The following is an 18,801-nucleotide window of genomic DNA, read 5'->3' as shown; positions in this document are numbered from 1 at the left end:
ATAGTAGTTAACCACCAGGTACGTGGCGCAGATCACAATTGTCGGCGCCGGCTGTTCCCTGTAATCCACCAAAAGAAAGATTACTGATGGCTAAGAAGAATTTCAGGTTCAGTGCCGCGCTGGCCATGGCAGGCATATCCGCCCTCGCCGTGACTGCCTGCACGGGCCCCACCGGTGGCAGCAACAATGACGGTGCCGGCGACGATGCCGGCGGACCCGTCATTGTGGGAACCACTGACAAGACAACGTTCCTGGACCCGGCGGCCTCCTATGACAACGGCTCGTTCATGGTCATGAATCAGATCTACCCCTTTGTGCTGAATTCGGCGGCGGGCAGCGCAGATCCCAAACCGGACATTGCCGAATCGGCTGAATTCACCTCCCCAACCGAGTACACCGTGAAATTGAAGCCGGGACTGAAGTGGGCCAACGGAACCGAACTGGATTCCAAGGACGTGAAGTTCTCCTTCGACCGCCAGACTAAGATCAATGACGCCAGCGGTCCGGCCACCTTGCTGGCCAACCTGGAAAGCGTCGAGGCGCCGGACGCCACCACGGTGGTGTTCAAACTCAAGCTGGGCAATGACCAGACCTTCCCGCAGGTGCTCACCAGCCCCGCCGGACCCATTGTTGATGACAGCGTTTTCAGCGCCGATGCCGTAACCCCGGATGAGGACATTGTGTCCGGCAAGGCATTTGCCGGCCAATTCACCATTGACACGTTCACCAAGAACCAGCTGATCTCCTTCAAAAAGAACCCGGACTACCAGGGACTGCTGGGCCCGGCCAAGTCCGAATCGGTCACGATGAAGTATTTTGCCGACTCCAACAACATGAAGCTGGAAGTCCAGCAAGGCAGCATTGACGTGGCCTACAGGTCATTGACGGCCACCGACATTGAAAGCCTCAAGGCTGACAAGAACGTGCGGGTCGACATTGGGCCCGGCGGGGAAATCCGCTACATTGTGTTCAACTTTGACACCATGCCCTTTGGCGCCAAGACCCCCGAGGCGGATGCCAAGAAGGCCCTGGCTGTGCGTGCGGCCATGGCGGACGCCATTGACCGTGAAAAGATTGCCGATCAGGTCTACAAGGGAACCTACCTGCCCCTCTACTCCTACGTCCCGGCAGGATTCACCGGTGCCATTGAGCCGCTCAAGGATGAATACGGTGACGGTGACGGCGGCCCGGATCTGGACAAGGCGGCCAAGGCCTTGTCCGCAGCCGGCGTCCAAACCCCGGTGACCTTGGACCTGCAGTACAACCCCGACCACTACGGGTCCTCCTCGGGAGACGAATACGCAGCCATCAAGGCCCAGCTCGAGGACAGCGGATTGTTCAAGGTCAACCTGCAGTCCACTGAATGGGTCTCCTACTCCAAACAACGCACCGCGGACGCCTACCCCATGTACCAGCTGGGCTGGTTCCCGGACTACTCGGATGCCGACAACTACCTCACCCCGTTCTTCAGCACCGAGAACTTCCTGAAAAACCATTACAGCAACGAATCGGTGCAGAACATGATCACCGAGCAGCTGACCATGAACGATCCGGCGCAGCGCACCAAGCTCATTGAAGACATCCAGACCGCAGAGGCCAAGGACCTCTCCACCCTGCCGCTGCTGCAGGGGGCCCAGGTTGCCGTCTCGGGTGTTGACGTTGCAGGCACCGCCGACACCTTGGATGCCTCGTTCAAGTTCCGCCTGGGCGTGCTGTCCAAATAGCGCTCTGCAGGCAGCGGCATTTTCCGCTGTCCTGAAACCCACCACATCACACAACAGTGCACGGGGCGGGGCTTTCCCTCAGGGGCGCCCCGTCCTTTGCCTGGCTGCACGTCCACACCGGACGCACGGCCGGCACTGTCATGGAAGGAAACAGGCGCACATGACCGCATTGATTGACCTGCCAGCGGATGAACCCGCAGTGCGGGCCCCCAGAAGCAGAAAAGGTGGCAGCCTGGGCAAATACCTGGCCGTCCGCTTTATCCTGATTTTCCCCACCATTTTCATCCTGGTGACGATGGTGTTTTTCCTCATGCGGCTCACCGGCGATCCCATCACGGCCGCACTGGGCGGCCGGCTGCCACCGGAGCAGCTGGCGCAACGCATCAACGAGGCGGGCTATGACAGGCCGCTGCTGGTCCAGTACGTGGAGTACCTGGGCCAGATAGCCACCGGCAACTTTGGGCGGACCATTTCAGATAACCTGCTGATCTCGGACATGCTGGCCACTTATGGCACCGCCACCCTCGAGCTGGCGGTCAACTCCCTCATCGTGGCCCTGGTGATCGGCATCCCCTTTGGCATGTTGGCCGCGTACAAGCGTGACAAGTGGCAGGACGCCATTTCCCGGGTCCTGGCGATCGCCTTTTATGCAACACCGGTATTTTTTGCCGGCCTGCTCTTGAAGCTCGTGTTCTCCAGTTGGCTGGGCTGGTTCCCCGTTGCCGGGCGTGCCGGCACCGTCACGGAAATTTCCATGGCCCAACTTGCGGCTCCATCCGGCATCTACTGGCTCGATGCCCTGCGCAGCGGCAACATGCCGGCCTTTTGGGACGTGGTGGAGCATTCGGTGCTGCCTGCTGTGGCCCTGGGTCTGCTGACCGCCGGCATATTTCTGCGTCTGGTCCGCACCAACGTCATTGGCACCTTGAGCAAGGACTACGTTGAAGCCGGCCGTTCCCGCGGCGTGGGTGAATACCGTTTGTTGTCCAAGCACGCCTACAAGCCGGCACTGATCCCCATCATCACCGTCATGGGGCTGCAGATTGCCCTGCTGCTCGGCGGTGCCGTGCTGACCGAAACCACCTTCGAATGGAAGGGGCTCGGCTTTCAACTGGCCCATTACCTCACCGCCCGTGACTTTGTGGCGGTGCAGGGCATTGTGGCGCTCCTGGCAGTCATTGTTGCCATCACCAACTTCATTGTGGACGTCATTGCCGCACTGATCGACCCGAGGGTGAGGTACTAGGCCATGGACCGCAAAGGATCATTGTTCTCCCGCCTGCCCATTGTTTCCCACCTCAACAAGAGCATGGGACTGCAGCGCGGCATGCTCATTGCCGGCATTGCCATGACAGCGGTTTTCCTTTTGACCGCAGCCTTCGCACCGTTGCTTGCTCCCTACAACCCCACCCAACGCTTTGACCAGACCCAGGCAGCGCCGTCGTCCGAGCATCTTTGGGGCACGACGGCGGGAGGTTACGACGTCCTGTCCCGCACCATTTGGGGGGCCCAGACCGCCCTGCTGGTGATAGTCGTGGCCGTGGCGCTGTCCATTTTCATTGGTGTCGTGTTGGGGCTGCTGTCCGGATATCTTGGCGGCTGGCTTGACCGGGTGCTGGTGGTGGTGGCCGATGCCATTTACGCCTTTCCCACCCTGCTGCTGGCCATGGTGATGTCCATTGCCATCAGCCAGGGCCGCTCGGATTTGTGGTCGGGGGTGTTTGCGGCCGCCATTTCCATCACGGTGGTCTTCATTCCGCAATATTTTCGGGTGATCCGTGCCGAAACCATCCGCTTGAAGGCTGAACCCTTTGTGGAGTCGGCCATTGTGGTGGGTGCCTCCAGTGCACGCATCATGGCCCGGCACATTTACAAAAACGCCACCCGCACCCTGCCGTTGATTTTCACCTTGAACGCCTCGGAGGCCATCCTGACGCTCGCCGGACTGGGCTTTCTGGGCTTCGGCATTGAACCATCCGCCGCCGCGGAGTGGGGTTACGACCTCAACCATGCACAGTCGGACGCCACCGCCGGCATCTGGTGGACGGGGGTCTTCCCGGGGGCGGCCATTGTGTTCACCGTGTTGGGGCTGACGCTGCTGGGCGAGTCCATGAACGATTTGAACGATCCACGGCTCCGGGGGCGCAAACGCGCCTTTACAAAAGCAGGCCCGAGCCCCCGGGGCAGCGGATCCGATGACATCAAGGAAGAAGAGTTGGTGGGCACATGAGCCAGGGAACAACAAACGCGCCGGCCGGGGCCTCCGCGCCGGCGCCCGTGCTGGAGATAGCCGAACTCAAAATCACCTTTGCCACGGACCAAGGGGACGTGCGCGCTGTCAAGGACGTGTCCTTTTCCGTGGCGCCGGGGGAAATTGTGGCGGTGGTGGGGGAGTCCGGCTCCGGCAAAACCGTCACAGCCAAGGCCATTTTGGGTCTGCTGCCGGAAACCGCACGCAGCAGCGGGGCGGTGGTGGTCTCCGGCAACAATGTCATCACGGTGGGTTCGCAACAGCTGCGCCAAATCCGCGGCCGCGACGTGGCCATGGTGTTTCAGGAACCGTCCACGGCACTTAACCCCGTGTACACCGTGGGCTGGCAGATCGCCGAGGGCCTGCGTGCCCACCGCCCCGCGGGCAGGCGGGTGGGGAAAAGGGAGGCCCGGGCCCTGGCCATCGAGGCGCTGCGCAAGGTGGGCATCCCGGAACCGGAGAAGCGGGCTGATTACTATCCGCACCAGTTTTCCGGGGGTCAAAAGCAGCGCGTGGTCATTGCCGCGGCCCTGGCCCTCAACCCCAGCCTGATTGTGGCCGATGAGCCCACCACGGCACTGGACGTGACGGTGCAGGCGGAAATTTTGGAGCTGCTGCGTCAGCTGCGCGACCGTGACGGGACCTCCATTGTCCTGATCACCCACAACATGGGCGTGGTGGCGGATCTGGCCGACCGGGTGGTGGTCATGTTCGAAGGCGATGTGGTGGAGCAGGCAACTGCACAGGCGCTCTTTGCCGCGCCCCGGCAGGAGTACACCCAAAAACTGTTGGCCGCCGTGCCGCACCTGGGCCAAAATTCGGCCTCTGCGGGCTTCACTGAACGCGCCTTTCAAGACAGGGAAGTGCTGGTCCGGGCCACCGGTCTGGAAATTGAATACCCGGGCCGCTTGGGAAGCCCGGCTTTCAAGGCCGTGGACCGGGTCTCCTTCACCATCAGTGCAGGTGAAGTGTTTGGCCTGGTGGGGGAGTCCGGTTCCGGAAAAACCACCATTGGCCGTGCCATTGCGGGCCTGAACCGGACCACCGGGGGATCGCTTGAGGTCCTGGGCTATGAAATGCGGAACTACAGGGAACGTACTTTCAGACCCCTGCGCAAGGACATTGGCTTTGTTTTTCAAGATCCTGCCGCTTCCTTCAACCCGCAGCTGAGCATTGGGCAGTGCGTCGCCGAACCACTGGCCATCCACACCAAACTGTCCGGTTCCGCCATCGACCAAACCGTGGCGGAGCTTCTGGAGTCGGTGCAGTTGCCGCGCGCCTATGCCCAAAGGTTCCCGCACGAACTTTCCGGCGGCCAACGCCAACGTGCCTCCCTGGCGCGTGCCTTGGCGCTCAAGCCCAAACTTCTCATTGCCGATGAACCCACCTCGGCTTTGGATGTCTCGGTCCAGGCGAAGGTTTTGGAGCTCTTCCGCGAGATTCAAAACGAGATGGGGTTCGCGGCATTGTTCATCAGTCATGACCTGGCAGTGGTGGACATTCTGGCCGAATGGGTGGGTGTGCTGTTCAAAGGCAAAATGGTGGAGCAGGGCATTGGACATCAGGTCATGGGCAAGCCGGACCATGACTACACCAAACGCCTGCTCGCATCCCTGCCGGTTCCCAACCCGGCTGAGCAGGCCGAACGCCGCGCCAGCCGTCGGGCGCTGCCCATGGCGGGATAGGCAGCCGCCAGGGAAGGTGCGGTGCCCGGCTTGGACGCGGCTTTGGTCCCGTCCGGGCACCGCCTAAACTTAGTTTCCATGACCCAACCGAGCCAGCCGCAGCACCTGTCCGTTGACGACTTCGACCCGGCCGCCAGCTCCCTCACCGGCGCCGTCGATCCGGCCGTCATGGCTGAACTGCTGTCCATCCGCGCCAGCATTGACAACTTTGACGCAACCTTGGTGTATTTGCTCGCTGAAAGGTTCAAGGCCACCCAGCGCGTGGGCATCCTCAAGGCCAAGCATCAGCTCCCGCCGGCGGACCCCACCCGGGAGAAGGCCCAAATCCAGCGCCTGCGTGCGCTCGCCGAATCGGCCAACCTGGATCCGGCCTTTGCGGAAAAGTTCCTGAACTTTGTCATCAGCGAGGTCATCCACCACCACCAGGCCATTTCCGACAGCCACTCCGCCGTGGCTGCCACCGGCGTGGTGCCGGTGGTGAGCCACGATGGCCAGGGGTTCGTGGCCGAGGCGCTGCAGACCCCGCACGGCACCGGTCCGCACGCCAAGTGAGCACCCCGGCTGTTTCCTTTCCCCCCACAGCAACCGCCACGGTTCTGGGCCAATGGCCCGGCTCTGACCCGGTGGAGACGGCCAAGGTGTCCCTGGGCCTGCTCACCGGCCCGCACCTGCCCGGATTGGCTGCCCTGCCCGCACGCGGCATCGGATCCGACGCCGTGGGGCGCACGGCCGCCATGCTGGTGGAAATGCCTGTCGATGTCCAGCCCTACGGTTGGCGTTTTACCAGCCGTCCGGGGCTGGACCAGCGCCGGGCGGCCTCGGCGTTGTCCACCGACCTGAATGTGCTGGCCGATGTGGTGGGTGCCGCCGGGGAGGTGCCCGCCCATTTCAAGGTCCACCTCACCGGTCCCTTGTCCCTGTCCGCCGCCATCCACCTGCATTACGGGGAACGCGCGCTGCAAGATCATGGTGCGCGGCGGGACCTTGCCCAATCTTTGGCCGCCGGCATGGTTTTGCATGCGGAAAGGGTCCGGGCGGCCGTCCCCGGAGCCGCCCTGACACTGCAGATTGATGAACCAACCATTGCCGCGGTTTTGGCCGGAACCATCCCCACCGCTTCGGGGTACCGCACCCTGCGTGCCATTGCGGGCTCTGAACTGCGGAACACCTGGACTGCGCTGGTGGACGCTGCCCGGGCGGCGGGGTTCAGTGCCGTGGTGTTGAACCTGGCGCGCCATGCCGCGCCGGGCAGTGGCCCGCAGGCCCTGTACGAAGGTGCGGACCAGGAGGCCGCGGCGTGGCGCACCGCGCTGCAAACGGCCTTGGTCTCCGGTGTCGACGCCGTCGCAGTGCCCCTGCAGGGCCTGGATGCCGGCCATTGGGAGCAACTGGCCGGTGCGCTGGAATCCGGTCTGGGCGTGTGGGCCGGGACCGTTCCCGTGGGTGATGCTGCGGCCCCGCCGCCGTATGCGGTGCTGTTGGAGCGGATCCTGCGGCCCTGGCGCGGGCTGGGGCTGGCTGAGCCGCTGCTCAATCAGCTGCGCATCACCCCCGAGGGGGAACTGGCCGGCGTTTCACCGCAGCAGGGCCGGATGGTGCTGGGCCGCGCCCTGGAGGTCGCCGATGCCCTGGCGGAGATCCAACACAGCTGAGGGTTCCCGGGGCGGGAAATTGTGTCGCTCCCGTGACGGAGCCATTGCGCGGATCCGCCCTCCGGCTTCATAGACTGGGTTCTTGAGTTGGGGGGAACCACATTTGAACGCTGGAAAAGTACGACGCCGGGCCTGGCAGGGTGCGGGGGTGGCCGTGGTGGCGGCTGTGAGCCTGCTGCTGACGGACTTGCCCGGCGCACCAGCACCCGGCCCGGACCCTGCCGCCTGGGCCGGCGCTGCGGCGGCGCCGGGTCCGCCGGCGCCGACAGCTGCCCCCGCCACGGCCGTGCCGGCTCACGGCACCGCCGGGGCGCCGCAACCGAGCGGCCAGGACGATTTTGCCACCATCTGGGACCTGCCGGCAGGGTCGTTGGTGCTGAACCCGGCCTCGGGCCGGCGGGAGGTCCTGGATCCGGAGCTTGCACGTTCGGCAGTGGTGTTTGGGGACTCCCAGGCGGCAGGAGCGCAGGGCGTGCCCACCAGCGGCACCTGGGTCACGCGCGGTTTGGCGGCCCAGGGCTACAAGGTGCGTTTTGTGGGTGCCGGCGGCATTGGTTATACGGCCAGGACCGCGCAGTCAGGCAATTATGTGGACTCGCTGCTCAGCGGCCAAATCACCCTTCCCTACGGCAACCCTGCGCTGGTGGTGGTGCAGGGCGGTGGCAATGACGCCACCACGGGCGCCAGCGACGCCGCGATCCTGGCCAACGCTGAACGTCTGCTGCGGGAACTGAAGGTCAGCTACCCCGCCGCCCGCTACCTGGTCATTGGCACGCTGGCCCGGGGCACCCGGGAAAGCGCCCGCCGCACCGCGGTTGATGAGCTGCTGGCGGGATTTGCCCAGCGCAACGGCGTGGCCTTCATCGGTGCCGGGGACTGGCTGAGCCGTTATGGTCTGAGCAACAAAATGGCCGACGGCGTGCACTTAAACGCCAGCGGGCATCAGGAACTGGCCAAGGCTTTGGCAACCCGGCTGAACCAGCTGGGCCTGCACGCACCGGCACGCAAGGGGCAGGCGGGCGAACACCCAGGTTAGAGGCGGCCGGCGGCCTTGAGCCTGATGTACATGTCGGCCAGGGCCGGCGGCAGTTCCGCAGGCGGGGCATCCACCACCTCCACACCCGCTTTTTTAAGCACTGCGGTGATGGCGCTCCGGCGGTTCAAGGTGTGTTCAGCTGCTGCGGCACGGTAGGCGGAGGTGGTGCTGCCGCGCTCCGAACGGGCCTCATCCACCGCTGGATCACGCACGGATGCCACCACCACCACATGCTTTTGGGCCAGGGAGGTGGCCAGCGGAATCAGGCCTTCCTCGGCGGCGCCGGCGTCAAGGCTCGTCACCAGCACCACCAGCGCCCGGTGGGCCGTAATGTCCCGCACCTGGCCGGCAATGCCGGCGGCATGCAGCTCAATCAGTTCCGGTTCCAGCGGCGCCAGGGACTGGACCATGGCGTTGAGCATGTTTCCCTTGCCTGTGGAGGAGACCTTCGCCCGGACGCGTCGGTCGTAGGCAAGCAGACCCACCCGGTCCCCGCCCCGCTCGGCCAGCACCGCCAACAGCAGCGACGCCTCCATGCCGGTGTCCAGGGCCGTCTCATCGGCAATGCGGGTGGCGGAGGTGCGGGAGGTGTCCAGCACTATGACCACGCGCCGGTCCCGTTCGGGGCGCCAGGTGCGCACCACCATATCCCGGCGTCGGGCGGTGGCCCGCCAGTCAATGGAACGCACGTCGTCGCCGCGCACGTAGTCCCGAAGGGAGTCGAATTCCGTTCCCGCACCCCGGATCTGCACCGCGGCCCTGCCATCGAGTTCGCGCAGTTTTCTGAGCTTGGAGGGCAGATGACGTTTTGAATGAAAGGGCGGCAGGACCCGCAGGCTGCCGGGGGCGGCAATGGTGCCCTGCCGTGCGGCCATGCCCAGCGGCCCATAGGAGCGCACCGTGACGTGCCGGCTGCCCAGGTCCCCCCGCCGCGACGGCAGCATGGACAGTTGAAGCGCCGCCCGTTCCCCGGGCCGGATGTCCACGTCCTGGCGTGCATTGCGCACCCCGGCCGAGGGCTGCCAACCGTCCTTGACCTGGCCCCGCAGACGGCGCGGGGATTCATTGCCCAGCAGGAGCGTGGCGGTCACCGCCTCACCCAGCCGCACCCCCGGAGGCAGCAGGCGTTGCACGGCCACGTGCCGCGGGGAAGCGGCCAAGCCCACATCCAGCACCAGCACGGCCGCAAGCACCCCCAGGGCCAGCAGCCACGACGCCAGCCCCGGAAAGAGCATGATGGGCACCAGCGCGGCCAGAGTCAAGGCAAGGAACCTGCCCGAAATTGCCATAAAAGCGCTACTTCCCGCTCAACGGGGCACCGGGACGGTGGCCAGGATGGAACGCAGCACATGGTCGGCGGATACGCCGTCCATCTCAGCCTCGGGCCGCAGCGACACCCGGTGCCGCAGCGTGGGCAAAGCCAGCGCCTTGACGTCATCGGGGGTGACGAAGCTCCGGCCCGACAACCAGGCGTAGGCACGCGCCGACTTTAAAATGGCTGTGGCCCCGCGCGGTGACACTCCCAGCCCGAAGGAGGGCGCGGTGCGGGTGGCCCTGACAAGATCCACCACGTAGGCCAGGATTTCCGGGGCCACAGCCACCTGGGCCACTTCCGTGCGGGCTTGGGCCAGCTCTGCCGCCCCGGCCACGGCGCGCACTCCGGCGGCCTGCAGGTCCTGCGGGTCAAACCCCAGGCTGTGCCTGCGGATGACTTCAATTTCCTCGTCCCGGCCCGGCAATTCCATGGTGAGCTTGAGCAGGAACCTGTCCAGCTGGGCTTCCGGGAGCGGGTAGGTGCCTTCATATTCCACCGGGTTCTGCGTCGCCGCCACCATGAACGGCGAGGGCAGCCGGCGTGAGAGGCCATCGACCGAGACCTGGTGTTCCTCCATGGCCTCCAGCAGGGACGCCTGGGTCTTGGGTGGGGTGCGGTTGATTTCATCGGCGAGCAGAATGTTGGTGAACACCGGCCCGGCCCGGAAGGTGAAGGCGGAGGTGCTGGCATCGTAGATCAGGGAGCCCGTCACGTCCCCAGGCATGAGGTCCGGGGTGAACTGCACGCGTTTGGTGTCCAGGCTCAGTGCCGCCGACAATGCCCTGACCAGCAGGGTCTTCGCCACACCCGGCACGCCCTCCAACAGGACGTGGCCGCCAGCGAGCAGCGCAATGAGCAGCCCCGTCACGGTGGCGTCCTGTCCCACCACGGCCTTGGCCACCTCGGTGCGCACAGCCCACAGGGACTGCGCTGCCGGGCTTGGCGTGTACTGCTGGGATTGCGCGGGCGCGTGCACCGGTTCCGCCGGCGCCTCCGCCGGGGGTGCCGGGTTGTTGGGGGGCATTGTCATTGGCGTGCCACTTCTTCCTCTAAAGCCGCAAGGTCCACGGCCATGGTCAATAATTCCTTGTCGGTCCGGGCATCCGGACCCATCAGCTGCGCGGCCACGTCGCGGCGCTCCCTGCCGGTGGCGGCAGCCACTGCTTCAACCACGGCGTCGGGCCCGGCAAAATGGCCCAGCCGCAGCTGCTGGGCCAGCCGGGTCAAGGTGGCACGCCGCAGGGCCCGTCCGGCAGTCCCGGCCGCGCGGGCATCCTGGTAAAGGCGCGCCCGGCCGGCCAGCATCTCTGCCGACTTCACCATGACGGGAAGGGGTTCAGTGACCAGCGGACCGTGCCGCCTGCCCTTCCAGAACATGCCCACCACCGCCACCAGCAGCAACCACAGCGCCGCCGGGAATACCCAGCGGGGGGTGAATTCCGCCAACGACGGCGGTTGTTCCGCCGCCGGGACGTCCTGCAGGGACGCCGTGTACCACAGCAGTTCCGGGGTGCCGCCGAGCAGGCCGAAGGTCAGCGCGGCATTGCCGAGCCTGGGCAGATTCTGGTTGAAGGCAATGCCGGGGTGGCCTAGAACGGCAATGTCACCGGTGCCGTCCAAGGCCAGCAAACCGCCGCTGGCGGGGTCGGCTCCGGCAGGTGTGAAGCAATTTTGCGCACCTTTGTACAAAACCAGGGTGGACGGGACGGAGGCCGGTTCGCCCGGGGAGGGCGCGCCGCCGTCGATCTTCCCGGCAGCCACGGCGGGGGGATAATTGCAGTTGGCCTCAACCATGTCCGTTTCCGCAGCCGATCCGGCACTGCTGAACCCCGGGCCGAGCTCCTTCACGGCCAGCGGACCGGGGGAAACCACTACCAGCCGTGCGCCATTGTCCCGCACCGCCTGCACCAGTTTGGCAAGCTGTCCGGCGGGGAGCAGCCTGTTGGGATCGTGGAACAACACAGTGCTGTTGCCGTTTCCCTGGGCCGCCAGGGCCGCAGAGGCCGCCGCCAGCGAGGCCACCGCCGTGACCTGGACTCCTTGCTGGCGCAGCACTTCGGCGCCTGCCTGGGCCCCGGCGGGTGCGGGGTTGGTGATGGACAGCGTGCCCGAGGAGCTTTTGCCGGAACCGGAGGCAAGGAAGGCAATGAGGCTCAGCACCAGGAACACAGCCGCGCACAGGACCCAGAATTTGGATTGCCGCCACCAATGCCGCGCCCGCACCGCGCTGCTGGGGCCGGTGCCACGAAACACTGCGTTCCCGCTTGGCCGGTTCATGGAACCACCGCATCAAAGGATTGGCCGTAGAGCGGCGTGGCCCGGGCCAAGGCGTCATCAACGGCGCGCAGTTCCTCAAACATGCCGGCCGTGGGCGGTTGTTGGCCGTAGCGTGCGGCGTTGAAAAGTTCCGCGCTGCGGTGCAGCTCCCCGGCGTGGCCGGGGAAGGCCCGTTCCAGTTCCGCGGCAATTTCCGCGGCGGTGCGCCCGGGTGCGGGGGTGTTGACGCCGCGTTCCTCGGCGGCGCGGACCATGGCCCGGAACTGCTCGGTGACGGCGGTGTAATGGTCATTCGCGGCAGCTGCCAGACGGGCACGGCTGCGGTGTTCTGCGGAGGAGAGCGCCGATGATTCGGCAAAAACAGCCGCCAAGGATTGGTTTTTACGGTTCAGCTTGGGCCGGAGCACCAGCACAATGATCAGCGCGGCCACCACCACCAGGGAGCCAACCATGACCAGTCCCGTATGGGCAGGGGCCACCCCCACACTGTCCAAAAGCTCCGCGAGGGCTTGGAGAATCAAGTTGCCCAGCTGCTCGGCCCAGCCCGGCTTGGCGTCTTCATACACTTCCCTGGCCAGCTCGTCCTGCGCCCAGCGGCGGGCCTCGTCGGCACCCGGCGCCACGGGAACTTCCGCCGGGAACATGGCACGGGCAGTGAGCGTGGGACTCATGGGCGGCGCTGCCTAGCGTCCATGACTGCTGGGCGGGGCGTCCGGGCGGTGCGGCTGCGTGCCGTAGCTGCTGGGCGGGGCGTACATTTCATTGCCGTAGGCGTCGGTGGCGGGGGAGGGGGCCGGTGCGGGGGAGCCGGGGATGCCGCCGTCGTCCTTCCCCTCCTCCGCCTCCTTCAAAAGCGTGATGTCGAATCCGTCACGGCGCATGCGCAGATCCACGTAGATCAAGGCCATGACCCCGGTCTGGAAGGCCAGCGTCACAGCGCCCACCAGGGCCCCCACCAGACCGGAAATGGCTTGAACCACCATCAATTGGGTGGCCAGCTGCTCAGGCGTGGCCTCGGTCCCCACCAGCATGGGCATGAGGAAACCGGCAATCATGGCCACGGGGGTGGTGATGACGCTGCCTATCACACCGGCAATGACGGCTGCCAGCAGGGAGGTGCCAAAGGTGCGCCACCAGTTGCGGCGGGTCAACTGCCAGGAGCGCTTGATGCCGGCCACGGCACCGATGTTTTCCACCACGATCGCGGCCGGGGCCAGCAGGACCTTGGTGCCGATCCAAATGCCCGCCGCCAGAAACGGCAGACTCAAAAGGAAGGCCAGGCCAATGACACCCAGGACCCCGGATTCGGTCTCGGGGGCAATGGCAAAAATCAAACCGGCCACTATCAAGGTGTAGGCAATCATGGCCACAATCACGGCTGCGGCATACAACAGCGCCAGGACAATGAGGCTGCCCACCCGGGGCTTGGTCAGGCGCCACATTTGGCCGAAGCTGGTCTTGCGGTTGAGCACCGCACGCAACACCGGAACCACCAGTGCGCCTTGGAGCACCATTTGTATCAGGACCGATAAAAACGCCGTCAACAGCAGTGACAGCGAATAAGTGACCAAACCGCCGCCCAGGGCCTCCAGGGACGCCGTGTCCTCCAGCTCCGAATCGAAGGCAAAAAGTTCGCCCATGAACTGGCCCAGGGTCAGGAACATGATCAAAAGCGTGATGGCAGTGACGGCGAGCTGAAAAATCAACGCCGAACCAAACATGGCCTTGCCGTTGCGGCGCGCGGCCTGAAAAGCGCCGTCGAGAATTTCACCGAGCCCCAGGGGGCGCAGGGGAATGACCCCCGGTTTGGGTGGGGCGGCGTATTGATTGGCCCCGGGGCCGCCCGGGGCGCCGGGGCCGCCGGGGCCGCCCGGGGCGCCGGGGTAGGCCGGGGGTGGTGCGTACTGTCCCCACTGCGGCTGGGCGGGAGGTGGTGCGTACTGCCCCCACTGCGGCTGGGCGGGGGCGGGGGGTTGTTCAGCTGCTGGTCCCCAGGGCGCTGCGGGCTGCCCGTCGCGGGCCGGCGGCTGCACACCTGGTTGCTGTGGTTCCTGCGTCATGGCGCTCCCTGAAATCTTCCCCAGTAAATTCATCTATGCCAGCCACCAGCAGCACGCGGGATCGATGCCGCACGTTGGTGCCGGCTGCCTCGCTGTGGTGGCCTTCACTGCAAACCCTATCGGGAATGCGGAAAAAGTTCCGGGAATGGAGGATGGTTTGGCCAAAGCGCCGCCGACGCCGGCCGTCCCCCACCGCAGCGCCGTGGCGCCCCGTCGCCAGGGGCCAAACCCCTAAAATGTGCCGCGCAAGCCAAGCAGGGAGAGCCTTGTGGAGCGCCGATGGGGACTTTCCGGTGGCAATAGGCAAATATAGAAGCATGAAGGCACGCATTTTAGTAGTTGACGACGACGAGGCTTTAGCCGAGATGATCGGCATCGTCTTACGCAATGACGGTTTTGATCCGGTTTTCTGCGCAGACGGTGCCCAGGCCCTGGAAACCTTTCAAGCCAGCAAACCGGATTTGGTCTTGCTTGACTTGATGCTTCCGGGCATGGACGGCATTGAGGTCTGCCGCTTGATTCGCGCGGAATCCGACGTTCCCATTGTCATGCTCACCGCCAAGTCCGACACCTCCGACGTGGTGCGCGGCCTGGAATCGGGTGCGGATGACTATGTGGCCAAGCCCTTTAAGCCTGCCGAACTGGTGGCGCGGGTCCGTGCCCGCCTGCGCCCCGGGGATGTGAAAGGTCCGGAAAATCTGGTCATTGGGGAAATCACCATTGATGTGGTGGGTCACTCGGTCCGGCGCTCCGGGGAGAAAATATCGCTCACCCCGTTGGAATTTGATCTCCTGGTGGCCCTGGCGCGCAAGCCTTGGCAGGTTTTCTCCCGTGAACTGCTGTTGGAACAAGTGTGGGGGTATCGCCACGCCGCCGACACGCGCCTGGTGAACGTGCATGTCCAGCGGCTTCGTTCCAAGATTGAGCGCGACCCGGAAGCTCCCGAGGTTGTGCTGACAGTTCGCGGCGTCGGCTACAAGGCCGGCTCATAAACAGTGGACATGGTGCTGCGGTGGTGAGATGGCCATGACTGAGGAACATTCCGGGAACCCCACGCGCCCCGCAGCTCCCCTGGCCATTCCACCCGTCGCCGAGGCGGATCCGCCAAGGGATTCCCCCACAGCGGCCGTGCTGGCCAAGGCTGTGCTTGGGCTGAAGTTCCTGGGCAGGGTTGCAGTGCGGATCATCCGGCGCCTGCACGCCGTCTGGTCCCGGCGGTGGCGCACCTCCCTGCAGTTCCGCACGGTGGTCACCACCTTGGTCATTGCCGCCGTGGCAGTGGTGGGGGTTGGCGGGTACCTGGCCGGCCAGATCTCCAATGGCTTGTTCAAGGAACGCCTGGCGCAGGCCCAGCAGGAGTCTGCCCGCGGCGTCATGCAGGTTCAGGAGAGTTTCTCCAACGCCAGCCTCAGTGACCAGACGCGCGTGTCCACCTACGTGGTGGACACGTTGAAGCTTTTGGAAGCCAGCGGCGCCGATGACAACCGCAAGTACCTCATGGTCAAAATTCCCGGCCAGAACAGCAGGTTGGCTGTCAGCTCATCGGACTCCGGAGGCGTCACCACCGCCATCATTCCGGATGAGCTGCGCCGCGCCGTGCAGGCGGATCCGGACGGGCAGTTCTGGCAACCCATCGCCATGCCCACCGGCACTGCCGGTCTGCACCCGGCCGTGGTGGTGGGCAGCCAAGTGGAATTGTTGAAAACCAATTACGAGCTGTACATGATTTATGACCTCCGGGGTGCCCAGGAAACCCTGGACTACATCCAGTCGGTGCTGTGGCTCGCCGGCGGGATCCTGCTGCTGCTCATTGGTGCCATTGCCTGGTACGTGACCCGCACTGTGGTGAACCCGGTGAGCCAGGCGGCGGCCGTGTCCGAGAAACTCGCCGCCGGCGGACTGGAGGAACGCCTGGTGGTCAAGGGCGAGGATGAGATGGCCAGGCTGGCCACCTCCTTCAACAAGATGGCCACCTCCCTGCAGGACCAGATCACCGCCCTGGCCACGCTCTCGGAGATGCAGCAGCGCTTTGTCTCCGACGTCTCCCATGAGCTGCGCACCCCGCTGACCACCGTGCGCATGGCCGCGGAGGTGTTGTTTGACGCCCGTGAGGACTTCGACCCCATTAACAAGCGCTCCTCCGAACTGCTGTTCCACCAGGTGGAGCGCTTTGAGCTGTTGCTGGCGGACCTGCTGGAAATTTCCCGCTTCGATGCCGGGGTGGCCGATCTGGATGCGGAATCCCTGGACATTTTTTCGGTCATTCATTCAGTGATCGACGGCGCAACCCCCGTCGCCGAAGCCAACCACTGCGAGCTGTCGGTGGTGACGCGGCTGCGCAACCACCAGTGCGTGGTGGAAATGGACTCCCGCCGCATAGACAGGATTCTGCGCAACCTGGTGCTTAATGCCGTGGAGCACAGTGAGGGCAAACCAGTGAAAATTTATGTCTCCGCCGATGAAACCGCGGTGGCCGTGGCTGTGCGGGACTACGGCATCGGCATGTCCCCCTCCGCCCTTGAACACGTTTTTGACAGGTTCTGGCGCGCGGACGCCGCCCGTGCGCGCACCACCGGGGGCAGTGGCCTGGGCCTGTCCATTGCCATGGAGGACGCCAGGCTGCATGACGGCTGGCTCGAGGCCTGGGGCATCCCCGGCGGGGGCTCATGTTTCCGGCTGACCCTGCCGCGGCGGCGCGGCGGCGTATTGACGCATTCGCCCGTGCCGCTGCCTCCCGACGGCGGCCAGGCCGGCCACGCCCCGGCCCTGACCACCGGGCCGTTGTTGACCAATACCGGAGCCATGGGCGTGGTGGGTGCCTTGGGCAAGCTCAAGCACCCGCCGCTGCAGGATCCCACCGGTGCTGCCGGTGCTGCCGGGAACGCCGGCAGCGTTGCGGAACAGGCACTGGGCCAGAAGCATGCCGGGCAGCTTGGCCCGCCCCCCGCAGGAGCCGGCGACGCGGCTTCGGAAAAGGTGGAACGGTCATGACAGGCAACAGCCATTTGGCGCCGGGACGCCCCGGCATGCGGCACCGGCACCCCGGGCTGTCCCGGGCGCTGCGGACGTGGGTGATGGCCGTCGTCGTCCTTCTGGCCGTGGCCGGATGCGCCGCCATTCCCACCGGCGGGCCCGTGGGCAAGAGCGATCCGTTGACGCCGCGCAACAACTCGGTCAACGTTAATTTTCAGCAGTTCGCCCCCGTGGAGGGAGCCTCACCGGAGGGCATCATCCGTGGTTTCATTGAAGCCGGAACGGGTCTCAGCGACGACTTCCAAGTGGCGCGGCAGTTCCTCGCGCCGGGGCTGGCGCAAAGCTGGTCCCCGGCCCAGCGGACGCTGGTGTATCGGGACACCTTCAGCATTGAGGCCGGCGCGGGCGCCGACAGCTTTGTGCTCACCTTCGACACCGTGTCCACCGTGGACTCCACAGGCGTGCTGACTCCGGAAAAGGAAACAAGCTCCCAGAGTCTGGAAATGAAGTTGATTCAAGTGGACGGGCAGTGGCGCATCAGCGCCGCACCCGATGGCCTGGTGCTGACCGAAGCGACCTTCCAAACCCTGTACAGCCCCTTTTCACTGTATTTCTATGACACCACCTTCACTTATGGGGTGCCGGACGTGCGGTGGCTGGCGGCACGCAGTGCACGCACCCCCACAGCCATTGTGCAGGCCATGCTGGCCGGACCTGCCCCGTATCTGCAAGGCGCGGTGGTCAGTGCGTTCCCCAGCGGCATCACCTTGGAACGTGATTCCGTCCCCGTCAACAACGGCCTGGCCAAGGTGGGCCTGACGGCCCAGCCGCTGCTGGACACCAGTGTCAAGCAGCGCCAACAAATGCACGCCCAACTGCTGGTCACCTTGCAAAAGGCGCTGAGCACCGTCATTGAGGTGCAGTTCACCGCCGACGACCGTGAGGTGGACATGGGTGGGCCCGTGGATGCCATCACCCCCATGGTCATTGACAATTCCGTGCCACCGACGCAGGTGGCATTGGTGGAGCAGGAACTGGGGGCCTTTGACGGACGCAACTTCGCGCCCATCCCCGGCATGCCTTCGGTGGCGTCCCTGGAACCGGAAGTTCCGGCCATTTCCTATGATGGGCAGCGCTTTGCATTCCGCTCGGCGGTGGGGAATCAAATTTATGCCGTGGCCCCGGGCCAACAGCCCGTGGTGGTTTTGGCGGGGGTGGCCATGACCCCGCCCTCCTTTGCCCCCAACGGCTGGTTGTACTCCGCCGCCGGAGACGGCTCCGGCATGGTTCTGGCCATCAAGCCGGACGCCGCAGGCCGGCCGGGCAACCCCGTCATCCTCACCGTGCCCTGGCTGGTGGGACAAAGCGTAAGCACTTTCCGCATTTCCCGGGACGGCACCAGGGCACTGGTCATTTCAGCGGCCAGTGGTGTGAGCCGGGTCAGCATCACGGGCATTTTCAAAGCCGGGGAAGTGCCCAAGGAACTCACCGACCCCCTGGCCATGAACCATACGGGCGCCCCCACCGTGGGTGTGTGGACGGGGGAGTCAAGCGTGGCAGTCATGGCACCGTCCGCGTCCGAGCCCGTGGACATTGAAATTTTGGACTTGGCAGGCCCCTCATCCCAGCTGGAGGGTTTGCCGGGCCTGCAATGGCTCACTGCCGGTTCCGGCGTGCAAAATGTGCAGGCGCAGACGGCCACCGAGTTCTACACCAATGTGGGCAACAACTGGGAACTGCTTGCCAAGGGGCTCAGCCAGGGTGCTTTCGCCGGCTAGATGCCCTTGGCCGGCGGTTTCCTCCACAGCCCGCAGCACCGGGCCCGGGA

General features: G+C 65.2%; 15 protein-coding genes. 10 read left to right on the top strand and 5 right to left on the bottom strand.

The window, feature by feature from the left end:
- Window positions 1–86 precede the first annotated feature (86 nt).
- The 7 genes from ACFUCV_RS10645 (at window position 87) to ACFUCV_RS10615 (ending at window position 8,348) form a co-directional block, all read left to right on the top strand.
- On the top strand, window positions 87–1,724 hold the full coding sequence (locus ACFUCV_RS10645) for an ABC transporter substrate-binding protein (protein ID WP_380815394.1): 1,638 nt from the start codon (window positions 87–89) through the stop codon (window positions 1,722–1,724).
- Window positions 1,725–1,884: 160 nt separating this feature from the next.
- A complete protein-coding gene (locus tag ACFUCV_RS10640) occupies window positions 1,885–2,970 on the top strand; it encodes an ABC transporter permease (protein ID WP_380815393.1) in 1,086 nt (361 codons plus the stop codon).
- Between the two features lie 3 nt (window positions 2,971–2,973).
- On the top strand, window positions 2,974–3,954 hold the full coding sequence (locus tag ACFUCV_RS10635; RefSeq protein WP_380815391.1) for an ABC transporter permease: 981 nt from the start codon (window positions 2,974–2,976) through the stop codon (window positions 3,952–3,954).
- A complete protein-coding gene (locus ACFUCV_RS10630) occupies window positions 3,951–5,660 on the top strand; it encodes a dipeptide ABC transporter ATP-binding protein (RefSeq protein ID WP_380815389.1) in 1,710 nt (569 codons plus the stop codon). The genes ACFUCV_RS10635 and ACFUCV_RS10630 overlap by 4 nt, the downstream gene beginning before the upstream one ends.
- 78 nt (window positions 5,661–5,738) lie before the next feature.
- Window positions 5,739–6,212: a chorismate mutase gene (locus ACFUCV_RS10625; protein WP_380815387.1), complete on the top strand. Its 474-nt coding sequence runs from the start codon at window positions 5,739–5,741 to the stop codon at window positions 6,210–6,212.
- Window positions 6,209–7,312, top strand: coding sequence for a hypothetical protein (locus tag ACFUCV_RS10620; RefSeq protein ID WP_380815385.1), 1,104 nt, complete (start codon window positions 6,209–6,211; stop codon window positions 7,310–7,312). The genes ACFUCV_RS10625 and ACFUCV_RS10620 overlap by 4 nt, the downstream gene beginning before the upstream one ends.
- Before the next feature lie 103 nt (window positions 7,313–7,415).
- Window positions 7,416–8,348 carry an SGNH/GDSL hydrolase family protein gene (locus ACFUCV_RS10615; protein WP_380815383.1) on the top strand — a complete coding sequence of 311 codons (933 nt, stop codon included), beginning with the start codon at window positions 7,416–7,418 and terminating at the stop codon, window positions 8,346–8,348.
- Here the strand turns inward: ACFUCV_RS10615 and ACFUCV_RS10610 are convergent.
- From ACFUCV_RS10610 to ACFUCV_RS10590, 5 genes are read right to left on the bottom strand one after another with little or no spacing between them, the layout of a single operon-like run.
- Window positions 8,345–9,637 (bottom strand): DUF58 domain-containing protein, encoded by a 1,293-nt coding sequence (locus tag ACFUCV_RS10610; RefSeq protein WP_380815382.1) that lies wholly within the window; start codon window positions 9,635–9,637, stop codon window positions 8,345–8,347. The genes ACFUCV_RS10615 and ACFUCV_RS10610 overlap by 4 nt on opposite strands.
- A gap of 18 nt (window positions 9,638–9,655) precedes the next feature.
- The gene (locus ACFUCV_RS10605; RefSeq protein ID WP_380815381.1) at window positions 9,656–10,693 is read right to left on the bottom strand and encodes an AAA family ATPase; all 1,038 of its coding nucleotides are present in this window, start codon (window positions 10,691–10,693) and stop codon (window positions 9,656–9,658) included.
- Window positions 10,690–11,940, bottom strand: a complete 1,251-nt coding sequence (locus tag ACFUCV_RS10600) for a DUF4350 domain-containing protein (protein ID WP_380815379.1) — start codon at window positions 11,938–11,940, stop codon at window positions 10,690–10,692. Before ACFUCV_RS10600 ends, ACFUCV_RS10605 begins: the two co-directional genes overlap by 4 nt.
- On the bottom strand, window positions 11,937–12,611 hold the full coding sequence (locus ACFUCV_RS10595) for a DUF4129 domain-containing protein (RefSeq protein ID WP_380815377.1): 675 nt from the start codon (window positions 12,609–12,611) through the stop codon (window positions 11,937–11,939). The genes ACFUCV_RS10600 and ACFUCV_RS10595 overlap by 4 nt, the downstream gene beginning before the upstream one ends.
- Window positions 12,612–12,623: 12 nt before the next feature.
- Complete coding sequence (locus tag ACFUCV_RS10590) at window positions 12,624–14,000, bottom strand: hypothetical protein (RefSeq protein WP_380815374.1); 1,377 nt, start codon at window positions 13,998–14,000, stop codon at window positions 12,624–12,626.
- Window positions 14,001–14,317: 317 nt separating this feature from the next.
- Here ACFUCV_RS10590 and mtrA point away from each other — a divergent pair, with 317 nt between their 5' ends.
- Genes mtrA through ACFUCV_RS10575 form a run of 3 tightly spaced genes read left to right on the top strand, consistent with a single transcriptional unit; the run spans window position 14,318 to window position 18,751 of the window.
- Window positions 14,318–14,992, top strand: a complete 675-nt coding sequence (gene mtrA / locus ACFUCV_RS10585; protein ID WP_380815371.1) for an MtrAB system response regulator MtrA — start codon at window positions 14,318–14,320, stop codon at window positions 14,990–14,992.
- A gap of 34 nt (window positions 14,993–15,026) precedes the next feature.
- Window positions 15,027–16,991: an MtrAB system histidine kinase MtrB gene (gene mtrB, locus ACFUCV_RS10580; protein ID WP_380815368.1), complete on the top strand. Its 1,965-nt coding sequence runs from the start codon at window positions 15,027–15,029 to the stop codon at window positions 16,989–16,991.
- Window positions 16,988–18,751 carry an LpqB family beta-propeller domain-containing protein gene (locus ACFUCV_RS10575; RefSeq protein WP_380815366.1) on the top strand — a complete coding sequence of 588 codons (1,764 nt, stop codon included), beginning with the start codon at window positions 16,988–16,990 and terminating at the stop codon, window positions 18,749–18,751. The genes mtrB and ACFUCV_RS10575 overlap by 4 nt, the downstream gene beginning before the upstream one ends.
- The last annotated feature ends 50 nt before the right edge of the window (window positions 18,752–18,801 follow it).

It is taken from the genome of Specibacter sp. NPDC057265 (assembly GCF_042668835.1).
In the GTDB taxonomy this organism is placed as follows: domain Bacteria; phylum Actinomycetota; class Actinomycetes; order Actinomycetales; family Micrococcaceae; genus Specibacter.
The sequence above is the reverse complement of the archived record's forward strand: the minus strand, read 5'-3'. Positions and strand labels throughout refer to the sequence as shown.

What these genes read in the sequence shown, in the direction of transcription:
- ACFUCV_RS10645 (WP_380815394.1), top strand. Translation starts at nt 87, where the DNA reads ATGGCTAAGAAGAATTTCAGGTTCAGTGCCGCGCTGGCCATGGCAGGC.
- ACFUCV_RS10640 (WP_380815393.1), top strand. Translation starts at nt 1,885, where the DNA reads ATGACCGCATTGATTGACCTGCCAGCGGATGAACCCGCAGTGCGGGCC.
- ACFUCV_RS10635 (WP_380815391.1), top strand. Translation starts at nt 2,974, where the DNA reads ATGGACCGCAAAGGATCATTGTTCTCCCGCCTGCCCATTGTTTCCCAC.
- ACFUCV_RS10630 (WP_380815389.1), top strand. Translation starts at nt 3,951, where the DNA reads ATGAGCCAGGGAACAACAAACGCGCCGGCCGGGGCCTCCGCGCCGGCG.
- ACFUCV_RS10625 (WP_380815387.1), top strand. Translation starts at nt 5,739, where the DNA reads ATGACCCAACCGAGCCAGCCGCAGCACCTGTCCGTTGACGACTTCGAC.
- ACFUCV_RS10610 (WP_380815382.1), bottom strand. Translation starts at nt 9,637, where the DNA reads ATGGCAATTTCGGGCAGGTTCCTTGCCTTGACTCTGGCCGCGCTGGTG.
- ACFUCV_RS10605 (WP_380815381.1), bottom strand. Translation starts at nt 10,693, where the DNA reads ATGACAATGCCCCCCAACAACCCGGCACCCCCGGCGGAGGCGCCGGCG.
- ACFUCV_RS10600 (WP_380815379.1), bottom strand. Translation starts at nt 11,940, where the DNA reads ATGAACCGGCCAAGCGGGAACGCAGTGTTTCGTGGCACCGGCCCCAGC.
- ACFUCV_RS10595 (WP_380815377.1), bottom strand. Translation starts at nt 12,611, where the DNA reads ATGAGTCCCACGCTCACTGCCCGTGCCATGTTCCCGGCGGAAGTTCCC.
- ACFUCV_RS10590 (WP_380815374.1), bottom strand. Translation starts at nt 14,000, where the DNA reads ATGACGCAGGAACCACAGCAACCAGGTGTGCAGCCGCCGGCCCGCGAC.
- mtrA (WP_380815371.1), top strand. Translation starts at nt 14,318, where the DNA reads ATGAAGGCACGCATTTTAGTAGTTGACGACGACGAGGCTTTAGCCGAG.
- mtrB (WP_380815368.1), top strand. Translation starts at nt 15,027, where the DNA reads ATGACTGAGGAACATTCCGGGAACCCCACGCGCCCCGCAGCTCCCCTG.
- ACFUCV_RS10575 (WP_380815366.1), top strand. Translation starts at nt 16,988, where the DNA reads ATGACAGGCAACAGCCATTTGGCGCCGGGACGCCCCGGCATGCGGCAC.